This window comes from Nocardia sp. NPDC049707, assembly GCF_040674855.1.
GTDB lineage: Bacteria > Actinomycetota > Actinomycetes > Mycobacteriales > Mycobacteriaceae > Nocardia.
In genome coordinates this window covers 1-13,087 of the sequence record NZ_JBFANN010000086.1, presented here as the reverse complement: position 1 = coordinate 13,087, position 13,087 = coordinate 1, and the positions used below count along the sequence as shown (strand labels likewise).

The following is a 13,087-nucleotide window of genomic DNA, read 5'->3' as shown; positions in this document are numbered from 1 at the left end:
AGTTCCCGCTCAATGCCTCCGGCAAGCTGGATCGCAAGGCGCTGCCCGCACCGACGTTCGCGGCCAAGGTATTCCGCGCGCCCACCACCGCGGTGCAACAGGCGATCGCGTCGGTCTTCGCCGACGTTCTCGGCGCCGAACGGGTCGGGTTGGACGACGATTTTTTTGCGCTGGGCGGCAATTCGCTCGTTGCCACCCGCATCGTTGCGCGGGTGAACGCCGCGCTCGATGGCGGCCTCGGAGTCCGGGACCTGTTCGAGGCGCCATCGGTTGCCGAACTGGCGCTGCGCGCGGAGGCGGTGGCCGCTGGTGGCCGGCGTCCACCGCTGCTGGCCAGGCCGCGCCCGGAGCAGGTGCCGCTGTCGCTGGCACAGCAGCGCATATGGGTGATCAACCAGCTGGACCCGCAATCGCCCGCCTATAACATTCCGTTCGCCGTGCGGTTGACGGGTGCGCTGGATGTCGTCGCACTGCAGCGCGCCGTCGAGGATGTGCTGGAGCGGCACGAGTCGCTGCGGACCCGCTACCCCGAATCCGGTCCAGGTGGCACGCCGTACCAGGAGATCGTTTCCGTGTCCGAGGCGCTGCCCGGCGGGCTGGAGGTGCGGGCGGCCGGCGGCGAACTCGAGCGCGTGGCGGAGCTGATGTCGGCCGGATTCGATGTGACAGCTCAGGTTCCGGTGCGCGCCCTGCTGCTGACCGGTGCCGACGCGCCCGACGAACATGTGCTCGCCGTTGTGGTGCACCACATTTCGGCCGACGGTGCCTCGATGGCGCCGCTGGCCCGGGATCTGATCATGGCCTATGCGGCGCGGTGCGCTGGTGACGCGCCGAGCTGGGCGCCGCCGCCAGTGCAGTACGCGGATTTCGCGCTCTGGCAGCGTTCGGTTGTCGGTACCGACGACGACGAGAACTCCGTGGCTGCACGGCAATTGGCGTACTGGCGAGAACAGCTGGCCGAGGCCGTGCGCACACCCCGGCTGCCGTTGGACCGCCCCCGCCCAGTGGCGCCGTCCCTGCGCGGCGCGTCGCTCGGTTTCAGCGTGCCGCAGGACGTGCACGTGGGCCTGGTTCGTATTGCGCGCGAACATAATTCGTCGTTGTTCATGGTGGTACACGCCGGCTTGTCCGCCCTGCTGGCGCGGTTGTCGGGTGGCTCGGATATCACCATCGGCACGCCCATCGCCGGTCGCGGTGAGCGGGTGCTCGACGATCTGGTCGGCATGTTCGTGAACACGCTGGCGCTGCGTACCGCCGTCGACCTGGCCGGGACGTTCGACGCGCTGGTCGAGCAGGCACGCGAGACCGACCTGTCGGCATTCGCCAACGCGGACATACCGTTCGAACGGGTGGTGGAGGTGGTCGCCCCCGATCGCGCGAACGTGCAGAACCCGCTGTTCCAGGTGGCGCTGTCGTTCCAGAACACCGAACAGCCGACGCTGCAGTTACCAGGACTGACGGTGGCGGGGGTGGACACCGGCGCGGTGACGGCGAAGTTCGATCTGCAGGTGATCGTGGAGCCGCACAGCGGTGCGGACGGCGTGCCGGCCGAACTCCTCGGCGCGCTCCACTATGCAACCGACATCTTCGACGAGGCGACGATGCAGGCGTTCGGTCGCCGACTGCAGCGCGTGTTGGCTGCGGTGGCCGCCGACCCGCAGGTGCGGATCGGCGACATCGATATCCTCGACGCCGCCGAACGCGAACGCGTGCAGTCCGCGCCGGAGCCGTCGGCCGAGACGGCGACGATCACCCGCGGCACCGCACTGCCCGAGATGCTGACGGCGGCTGTGGAGGACGACCCGGAAGGTCCCGCATGGGTTTTCGGCGAGGATGCGATCTCCTATCAGGAACTGCAGGCGCGGTCGTCGCGACTGGCGCGGGTGCTGATCACACGCGGCTGCGGGCCAGGGACCGGAGTGGCGGTGCGGCTGGACCGCGGCATCGAATCCGTCGTGGCCACCTGGGCGATCGTGGCCACCGGCGCCGCGGTGGTGCCGGTCGCCGCGGCCGCCGAGCTGCCGTCGGAGCTGGAGGTCATGGTTGGGTTGGTCGCCGGAACCCCGCCGGCGCAGGCCCGCGGTGTCGACTGGCTGGTGCTCGACGATCCGGCGGTCACCGCGGAGATCGCGGCCGAGTCGCCGCGCCCGGTGACCTACGCGAATCGCACTCGGGATCTGCTCGGCACCGACCCTGCGTTCATCGGCGCCGGGGAAACGCTGAGCTACGACGAACTCGCGGCGGTGGTGAACCGGTTCTGTGCCCGGACCGCGCTGACGTTCGAATCCCGCACGCTGCGCCACGGTCGTCCTGATGCGCTTGCCGCGGTGGTCGAGGTGGTGGCGGCGGGCGCGACGGGTGCCTCGATCGTCGCGGTGCTGGTGGCCTCCGACGCCGAACTGCCGGACGTTCTCGCCGAGGAGTGGGTGACGCACCTGCTGGCCGAACGGAACGGATTCGAGGATCTGGGCCGGGATTCGCTGGCGGAGTTGCGGGCAGTCGTCCTGGACGACGGCCCGATTGCCGACGCTGCCACTCGCCTGTCGTGGGTCGATACCGTCGTCGCTCTCACGGATCTGCGGTGAACCGATGCCCACGGTCAGCCGTGCATCGGGCATCGCGGTGAGCCGCGTAACGGGTCCGATGTTCCGCCGTGCCTTGGGATTTGGGGTGATTCGTGCATCGGACTCCGCGGCGAGCTGTGTGCTGGGCGCTACGGTGGAATGTGTCCTGGGCATTCGGGCGGGCCGCGTTTCGGGAATTGTGAGGAGCTGTGCTTCGAGTGCTCCCATCGCACCGATCAGCCGGTCCACCGAGAGGTGGCCGCAGCGGCCGGTAACATGCCGCACGGGGGAATCCGATGCATCAGTGGTGCGCCGTGCGGTGCGCGCAGTCAACAACACTCAGAATGAGGCAAGTCCATTGGTTTGGCCGGTCGGGAAGCAGCACATGACGACGCGAGAAGGGACGCAGGCATGACCCGCCCGGTTCGGGAACGCCCCACTCGGATCCGCCCGCCGCGGGTGACGACGCTGCCGCGGCTCATGGCGATCGCCGTCGGGGCGAATCCGAGCGGCACCGCGATCGTGCACGCCGATGCCACTACGACCCTGGCGAAGCTGAGTTACGCCGAACTGGACGAGCAGTCCACCCGCCTGGCTCGGCTGCTGGTCGCTCGCGGCGTCGGCCCCGAGGATCTGGTCGTGATCGGCATTCCCCGTTCGGTGGAATCGGTTGTCGCGGTGTGGGCGGTGGCCAAGACCGGCGCCGGGTTCGTGCCGGTGGACCCGAACTATCCGGCCGACCGGGTCGCGCACATGGTGTCGGACTCCGGCGCGCTCTTCGGCCTGACCGTCGATGCGGTGCGCATCGATCTGCCTGACCGCGTCGAATGGCTGGTCATCGATAACGACGACATCGCGCGCTCGCTCGAGAACCATCCGTCGGAGGCGATCACCCCCGACGAGCGGGTGCGGCCGCTGCGGGCTGAGCATCCGGCCTATGTCATCTACACCTCCGGCTCCACCGGCAAGCCGAAAGGCGTGGTCGTCACCCAGGCCGGTCTGTCGGGTTTCTGCGACGAGCAGCGGGACCGCTACAGGTTGACCCCCGAGGCGCGGACACTGCATTTCGCCTCCCCGTCGTTCGACGCGTCCGTGCTCGAATTGCTGCTGGCGCTGGGCGGGGCAGCGACGATGGTGGTCGCGTCGCCGGACATCTTCGGCGGCGAGGAGCTGGCGGCGCTGCTACGCAGCGAGGGTGTGACGCATGCATTCATCACGCCGGCGGCGCTGGCCTCCGTCGACCCGGCCGGGCTGGACAACCTGCGGGTCGTGGTGGCGGGTGGTGAGGCCTGCCCGCCGGATCTGGTGCGGCGCTGGGTACTTCCGATCGCGAACGAGCAGACCCGCGAGTTCTTCAACGGTTACGGTCCCACCGAGACCACAATCATGACGAATATCAGCGCCCCGATGGTGCCCGGTGAACCGGTGACCATCGGTGGCCCGATCCGTGGCATCACCGAATACGTGCTGGACGAGCGGCTGGCTCCGGTACCCGACGGAGTGGTCGGCGAGCTGTACATCACCGGCGCTCAGCTGGCGCGCGGCTACCACGAGCGTCCAAGCCTGACCGCCGCCCGGTTCGTGGCGAATCCGTTCGACCCCAACGGTTCCCGGCTATATCGGACTGGTGACCTGGCGCGGTGGACCGCCCGGGGCGAGATCGAGTACGCGGGGCGCAACGACTTCCAGGTGAAGATCCGCGGCTTCCGGATCGAGCTGGGTGAGGTCGACGCGGTGCTGGCCGCGCACGACAGCGTGGATTTCGCGGTGACCGTCGGTCACGAACTCGCCACCGGCGCAAGGATTCTCGTCTCCTATGTGCATGCCGCCGCCGGTGCGTCGGTCGATGTCGCGGAACTGGCCACGTTCGTCGAGCGCAGCCTGCCCGCGCACATGGTGCCGACCAGCATCATGGTGCTCGATGAGATCCCGCTGACCCCAGTCGGCAAACTGGACCGCCGCGCACTGCCCGAGCCGGTGCTGGAGACCCAGCAATACCGGGCCCCGGAAACCGAGACGCAGCGGATCATCGCCGACGTGGTCGCCGATGCGCTCGGTATCGAGCGCATCGGGATCGACGACGACTTCTTCGCCCTCGGCGGCGACAGCATCACCGCGATCCAGGTCGCCTCCCGGGCCCGGTCCGCCGGTGTGGTCTTCACCCCCCGGGAGATGTTCGAATCGCGGACGGTCGCGGCGCTGGCCACGCTCGCTCGGTCCGAGGATCCGGCGGCGCTCGGCGAACACGACGAGACGGCGGGACCTCTGGTCGAGCTAGCGCCGGCCGACGCCGACCGGTTGGCGCAGGCGTACCCGAATCTCGTCGACGTGTGGCCGCTGACATCGCTGCAGTCGGGCATGCTGTTCCACGCTTTGCTGGCGGAGTCGTCGATCGATGCGTACATCGTGCAGTTCATGGTCGATCTCGGCGGCGACGTCGACGCGGATCGGCTGCGCGTCGCGGCGGAGGCGGTGGTGGACCGGCATGTGAACCTGCGGGTCGCCTTCGCCGAGGACGGCGACGGTAATCCGGTGCAGGTCGTCCTGGACGGGGTGGCTGTGCCGTGGCGGTTCGTCGATCTGAGCGATCCGGATCCGGCCGCGGCCGCGGCGGCCGTCGAGCGCTTCATGGCCGTGGATATGGCAACACACTTCGATATGGGCGCGGCGCCGCTGGTGCGGTTCGTGCTGATCCGGTCCGCGGCCGATGCCCACCATCTGCTGGTCACCAGCCACCACATCCTGATCGACGGCTGGTCGATGCCGCTGCTGACGCAGGACCTGCTGACGCACTACGCGCTGGGCGCGCACGCGGATCAACTGTCGCCGGCCCGGACCTATCGCAGCTATCTGGCCTGGCTCGCCGCCCAGGATCACACCGCGGCCCGCGAGGCGTGGCGGGCCGCACTGGCCGGTTTCACCGAGCCGACCCCGCTGGCCCCGGCCGATCCGGTCCGCGAGATCTCCGCGGGCGTGGGCGTCGTCGAATTCGAACTGACCGAGACCGAGACCGCCGCACTCAGCCGGCTGGCCGCGGGCGCCGGAGTGACGGTGAATACGGTCGTGCAGGCGGCGTGGGGCCTGTTGATCGGCCGCAGCATCGACCGCGACGACGTGGTGTTCGGTGCCACCGTGTCCGGGCGGCCGCCGCAGCTGGCCGGTGTCGAGGCGATGGTCGGCCTGTTCCTCAACGCGATCCCGGTGCGGGTGCGCCTGAACGCCGCCGACACCCTAGCCGGTCTGCTGCGCCAGCTGCAGGACGAGCAGGCGGCCCTGCTCGACTACCACCATCTCGGCCTGAGTGAGATCCAGGAAATCGCCGGAGTGGATGGCCTTTTCGACTCGCTGGTGGTGTTCGAGTCCGCCCCGGTCGATACAGAGGCGCTCAGCGAAGCGCACGACGCGCTCGGCGGGATGACCATCACCGGTGCGACCGCGGTGAACGGCACCCACTATCCGCTGACCGTGATGCTGGTGCCGGACGTGCGTCTGCAGGTTATGGTCAAGTACCTGCGCGACCTGTTCGAGGAATCGGCCGTACAGGCTCTCGCACAGCGGTTTTCGGCGATACTCGCGCGGTTCGTGGCCGAGCCGGAGGCCCGGCTCGCCGAGGTGGACGTGCTCACCGCGGCCGAGCGCGCCGTCCTCGACCGCGCCAACGTCACCGAAGTGCCGGAGCTGCTGGACGATTCGACCCTGCTGACGCTCTTCGACGCGCAGGTGGCCCGCACACCGGACGCGCTCGCGGTGATCTTCGGCGAGACGACGCTGAGCTACGCCGAACTCGACACCCGCGCCCGGGAATTGGCCACGGAACTGGCCGGCCGCGGTGTCGGACCGGAATCCCTTGTGGCGGTGGCGATGCGCCGCAGTATCGATCTGGTCGTGGCGATCTACGCCGTGCTGCGTGCCGGCGGCGCGTACGTGCCGATCGATCCCGACCATCCGGCCGAACGCAACGAGTACGTGCTGTCGAGCGCGAACCCGGTCTGCGTGCTGACCACCACCCGAGATCGTTTCGAGACCGCCGCGGACGTGCCGCTCGTCGCTGTCGACGAGTTGCGCGACAGCACCACTGTGCGTGTCGAGGGCCCGCTGGTACGGCCGGACAATCCGGCCTACGTCATCTACACCTCCGGGTCGACCGGTCGGCCCAAGGGCGTGGTGATCACCCACCGGCAGATGGCCAATCAGTTCCGGTGGGCACAGCGCACCTATCCGCACGACACCGGCGACGCGGTGCTGCACAAGACCCCGATCACCTTCGACATCTCCACCTGGGAGTTGTTCTGGCCGTTGCACACCGGCGCGGCGGTGGTGATCGCCGAACCGGACGGGCACCGCGATCCCGCCTATCTGGCCCGCATGATCGACGAATATTCGGTCACCACAGTGCATTTCGTGCCCTCGATGCTCGACACGTTCCTCGACGAAGCTGGAAGCGCTGCGGCGGAGCATCCTTCGCTGCGTCGCGTATTCGCGGCCGGTGAGGCGCTGTCGGCGGAGGTGGCCGCCAAATTCGCCGCGGTGCTGCCCGGCACGCGGCTGCTCAACTGGTACGGACCGGCCGAGGCCACGGTCGTGACCGCGCATCCTGCCGAATCTGTTGCGGGAGTAGCGGTCCCGATAGGTATGCCGGTTGCCAACACCCAGGTGCACGTGCTGGACCGGCAATTGCGTCCGGTGCCGCTCGGGGCGGCCGGTGAACTGTATATCGACGGTGTGCAATTGGCGCGCGGCTATCTCGGCGCGCCCGCGCTGACCGCCGAGCGATTCGTCGCCGCCCCGAACGGGCAGCGCCTCTACCGCACCGGTGACATGGTGCGCTGGATCACGCAGCTGTCCCCGAACGGTGCGCCGCCCGACTGCGGGGCGCTGGAATACCTGGGGCGCAGTGACTTTCAGGTGAAGTTGCGGGGGCAGCGCATCGAACTCGGTGAGATCGAGACGGTGCTGCTCGGCCATGCCGATGTGCAGCGCGCCGCTGTGGCGCTGGTGCGCGGTGGCACCGGCGACCGGCTGGTCGCCTATGTCGTCGCCGTGCCCGGCGCCGATATCGACAAGGACGCGCTGCTCGCCCATGCACGCGAGGCACTGCCGTCGTACATGGTGCCCGCGGCGGTCGTGACGTTGGCTGAAATGCCGCTCAATGCCAGCGGCAAACTCGATCGAAAGGCATTGCCGGAACCCGAATTCGAGGCCCGGCCCTACCGGGAACCGGCCACCGCGGCCGAGCGTGCGGTGGCCGAGGTGTTCGCCGAGGTCCTCGGTGTCGAGCGGGTCGGCGCGGACGACGATTTCTTCGACCTCGGTGGTAATTCGCTGATCGCGACGCGCGTGGTGGCCCGGCTGGGCGCCACGCTGGCGGCGCGGATTCCGGTGCGCAGCGTGTTCGAGACGCCGACGGTGGCCGGGCTGGCCGCCGCGGTCGGTGCGGTGGCGGGGACACGGCAACGGGTGCCGCTGGTCGCGGGTCTGCGGCCGGAGCGGATCCCGTTGTCGCTGGCACAGCAGCGGATGTGGTTCCTCAACCAGTTCGACATGTCGTCGGCGGTGAACAACCTCCCGGTCGCGGTGCGGTTGACCGGTGCACTGGATGTGGCCGCGCTGCGGCGGGCCGTGGCCGACGTGGTGGACCGGCACGAGACGCTGCGCACCGTCTACCCGGTGGACCGGGACAGTGTCGCGCATCAGGTGATCTTGCCTGCCGCGCAGGCGGTTCCGGACCTGACCCCGGAGTCCATCGCGGCGGATGCGGTGCCCGCGCGCATCGCGGAAATCGTCTCCGCCGGATTCGACGTCACTACAGAGGTGCCGTTGCGGGGCGCGCTGCTGCGGGTGGCCGCTGACGACTACGTGCTTGTGGTCGTGGTGCACCACATCAGCGCCGACGGGTGGTCGATGGGGCCGCTGACCCGGGACGTAATGCTGGCCTACGCCGCCCGCTCGGCGGGCGCGGCGCCGCAGTGGGAGCCGCTGCCGGTGCAGTACGCGGACTTCAGCATCTGGCAGCGGGCGGTGCTGGGTTCGGAAGACGATCCGGACAGCCTGATCTCGGCGCAGGCCGACTACTGGCGCGGCGCGCTGGCGGGCGTGCCCGACGAACTGAATCTGCCTGCGGACCGGCCCCGCCCGGCCGTGCAGTCCTTCGCCGGTGGACAGGTCGGATTCGCGGTGGACGAGCGCCTGCGGCGCGGGCTGCAGGACATCGCGCGGGAGCAGAACGCATCGCTGTTCATGGTGATGCACACCGCCCTGGCGGTGTTCCTGGCGCGGCTGACGGGCACCGGCGACATCGCCGTCGGTACCCCGGTGGCCGGCCGCGGCGAGGCCGAACTCGACGACGTGATCGGCATGTTCGTGAACACGCTGGTGCTGCGCACGCCGGTGCGTGGCGAGCTCAGGTTTGCCGAACTGCTCGCACAGGTGCGGGATGCGGATCTACAGGCGTTCGCGCACGCCGATATCCCGTTCGAGCGACTGGTGGAGCTGCTCAATCCGCAGCGCTCCACGGCACGGCATCCGCTGTTCCAGGTCGCGCTGATGTTCCAGAACCTGCTGGACAGCTCGTTCGAGCTGCCCGGATTGCGGGTCGGCGCGGTCGATCTGGAGATCGACACCGCGAAATTCGACCTGTCGCTGGCCATTCGGGAAACGGCCACCGGCGTGTACGCCGAATTCTCCTTCGCGCGCGATCTGTTCGACGAGGCCACCGTCCGCGGGTTCGCGGACCGGTTCGTCCGGCTGCTGGACTGGATCGTTTCCAGCCCGGATGTGGCGGTGGGCGATCTGGACCTGCTCGACGCCACCGAACGGGACTTGACGCTGCGGCGGTGGAACGACACCGTCCGCGACATCGGGCCGCAGCGCACGCTGGTCGAGCTGTTCGCGGTCCAGGCGCAGGCCGCGCCGTACGCTGTCGCGATCGTCGACCGATCGGGTCCGGAACGGAAGGTGCTGAACTACACCGGGTTCGCCGCCCGGGTTCGCCGACTGGCCCGTCGGTTGATCGAATCCGGTGTCGGCCCGGAGACCCTGGTCGCGCTGGGTATGCGGCGCTCGCTGGATTTCCTGGTGGCTGCGTACGCGGTGCTCGAGGCCGGCGGTGGTTACGTGCCGCTGGATCCGGATCAACCGGCCGACCGCATCCGCTACGTGCTCGACACCGCCGACCCGGTATGCATCTTGACCACGACGCGCGATGCAGACTCCATCGACATCGCCATCGATCATCCCGCCGTTGCGATCGGTCAGCCCGGCAGTGCGACTGGTCCTGCTGACAGCGCGACGTATCATCCCGGCGAAGGCCAGGATCCAGGTGCATCCACCGAACCGAGTGCATCTGCCGAGGGTGAGCCCGGGTTCCGGCTTTCGCCGGAACGACGGGGGGCCGTGCGTATCGATGAGCTGGATCTGTCGGCGTACTCCGATGCTCCGGTCACCGATGCCGAACGGATCGCCCCGCTGCGTGCGGAGAACCCCGCGTACGTGATCTTCACCTCCGGGTCTACCGGCCGTCCGAAGGGTGTGGCGGTGCCGCATGCGGCGGCGGTGAACCAGATCCGCTGGATCACCGGCGAATACGGTATCGGTGCCAGCGATGTGGTGTTGTTCAAAACCCCCGCGACCTTCGATGTGTCGGTGTGGGAGTTGTTCGGCCCCTTGACAACCGGCGGCCAAGTCGTGATCGCGGCCCCGGACGGGCATCGCGACCCGCGCTATCTCGCCGACATTATCGCGGCCGAGCAGGTCACGATGACCTCGTTCGTGCCGTCCATGCTGACGGTGTTCGCGAGCAGCGTGGACGCCGGCTCGCTCACCTCGCTGCGGGCGCTGCTGCTGGCCGGTGAGGCACTGACTGCCAACGAGGTCGGCGCGATCCGACGGATCAGCACCGCGGCCCTGTACAACCTCTACGGCCCTACCGAATTCACCGTCCACTCCACACATACGCCGGTCGCCGACGACGTGACCGGTGCCGTGCCGATCGGCCGCCCGGTCTGGAACGCGCAGGCCTACGTGCTGGACGCGCGGCTGCACCCGCTGCCGGCCGGCGTCGCGGGTGAGCTGTACCTGGCCGGAGATCAGCTGGCGCGCGGCTACTTCGGGCGCCCCGACCTGACCGCCGACCGCTTCGTCGCCGATCCGTTCGGCGCCGCGGGTGCGCGCATGTACCGGACCGGTGACCTGGTGACACAGGACGCCACCGGCGCCATCAGCTACCTCGGCCGCACCGACTTCCAGGTGAAGCTGCGCGGCCAGCGGATCGAGCTCGGGGAGATCGAATCCGCACTCACTGCACACGATTCAGTGGCACAGGCGGTGGTAGTGGTCCGCTCGGACCCGCACACCGGCGATCGGCTCGTCGGGTACGTGGTGCCCGCCGCGGGCGCCACCTTCGATCAGGCGGCGCTGCGCACGCACCTCGCCGACCGGCTGCCCGCCTACATGGTGCCCGCCGCCTTCGTCGCGCTGGACACGATGCCGCTGAACCCGAACGGCAAACTCGATCGGAAAGCGCTGCCCGATCCAGAGTTCCGGGCCGCGGAGTTCCGCGCTCCGGTCAATGCCGTCGAACGGGCGGTCGCGGACGCCTTCGCCGGCGTGCTGCGGATCGGCGCCGACGCCACCCGCGCGGTCGGGCTCGACGACGATTTCTTTGCGCTGGGCGGCAATTCGCTGCTCGCGACACAGGTGGTGGCGCGCCTGGGCGAGGCGCTGGACACCCGGGTGCCGGTGCGGATCATATTCGAGGCGTCGTCGGTGGCCGACCTCGCAGCCGCCGTCGAACGGATCGCCGGTGGTGGCAGCCGCCGGGCACTGGTGGCCGCGCCGCGCCCCGAACGGATTCCGCTGTCGCTGGCGCAGCAGCGGATGTGGTTCCTCAACCGGTTCGATACCGCGTCCGCGGCCTACAACATCCCGATCGCGGTGCGGTTGAGCGGTGCGCTGGATGTGGACGCGTTGCGGCTGGCGGTCGCCGATCTGGTTGAGCGGCACGAGATCCTGCGCACGACCTATCCGCAGACGTCGGCCGGTCCGAAACAGCTGATTCTGTCGCCGGAGGAGTCCACGACGCAGCTCGAGGTGTACACGGTCGCGCCGGGCGAGCTCGAATCCGCGGTGCGAACACTGCTGACGACCGGTTTCGATGTCACGGCCGAGGTGCCGGTGCGGGTGGCGCTGTACGAGATCGGCGCCGCCGGTTCGGAATCCGTCATTCCAGCGCTTGTTCCCGGCGTTCCGGCGAACGCCGGAACCCAGGCTCACCGTCAGCAGGTGCACGACCATCAGTCTGCGCACTCGAGTCACGGCGTGCGCCGGGACGACGCGGGGTCTTCCGAATACGTGCTGGCGATGGTGGTGCACCACATCTGCGCCGACGGATCGTCGGTCGCGCCGCTCACCCGCGACCTGATGATCGCGTATGCCGCGCGGTCGGCGGGCGAGGCGCCAGGTTGGGCGCCGCTGGCGGTGCAGTACGCGGACTACAGCATCTGGCAGCGCGAGGCGCTCGGCAGCGAAGAGGATCCGGATTCGCCTGCCACCAAGCAGATCGACTACTGGAAGGCCGCGCTGGCGGACCTGCCGGAGCAGCTGGATCTACCGTCGGATCGGCCGCGCCCGCCGGTGCGCACCTTCGCCGGCGGTCACGTCGACCTGTCGGTGGATGCTGACACGCACCAGGCGCTGGCCGACTTGGCGCGCACCGAGGGTGCGACGCTGTTCATGGTCGTGCACACCGCGCTGGCAGTGGTGCTGTCCCGGCTCTCCGGCGCCGACGATATCGCGATCGGCACACCGGTCGCCGGGCGCGGCGAGGCAGCCCTGGACGATCTGATCGGCATGTTCGTCAACACCCTGGTCTTCCGCACTAGGGTCGACGCGGGTGAGGCGTTCACGGATCTGCTGGCGCGGCAGCGGCAAACCGATATCCAGGCGTTCGCGCACGCCGATATCCCGTTCGAGCGGCTGGTGGAGGTGCTCAACCCGGCGCGGTCGGCTGCCCGGCACCCGCTGTTCCAGGTGGGCCTGTCGTTCCAGAACATGACCCAGGCCGGATTGGCACTGCCGGGCCTGACGATCAGTGGGCTCGACATCGACACCCAGCTGTCACAGTTCGATCTGAACCTGACCATGGCCGATACCTACGACGAGCACGGCGCGCCGACCGGCATCGCCGGCAGGCTCGTCTACGCGACGGACCTGTTCGACGAGGCCACCGCCGCTGGATTCGCCGAGCGATTCCTGCGTCTGCTCGCAGCGATCGCCACCGCCGCGGACACCCCGGTCGGCGATATCGACCTGATGACCGGGCCGGAGCTGGACCGAATCCTGGTGGGCTGCAACGACACCCGGCATCCGATTGCGCCCGGGCTGCTGCTTGACGGCTATGGCCGGACCGTAGCGGCGCAGCCGGACGCGGTTGCGGTGGCCTGCGAGGGCGCCGAGCTAACCTACCGCGAATTTGACGAGCGGGTGAATCGCCTTGCCCGCCTGCTGATCTCGCAGGGTGTTGGCGC

General features: G+C 69.1%; 2 protein-coding genes. Both read left to right on the top strand.

Annotated elements, in window-relative coordinates:
• Positions 1-2,585: condensation domain-containing protein (locus AB0J29_RS36210; protein WP_364795634.1), on the top strand; the 2,585-nt coding region annotated here is incomplete at its 5' end.
• 390 nt (positions 2,586-2,975) lie between these two features.
• The coding region (locus AB0J29_RS36205) for an amino acid adenylation domain-containing protein (RefSeq protein ID WP_364795631.1) at positions 2,976-13,087 on the top strand (10,112 nt) is incomplete at its 3' end.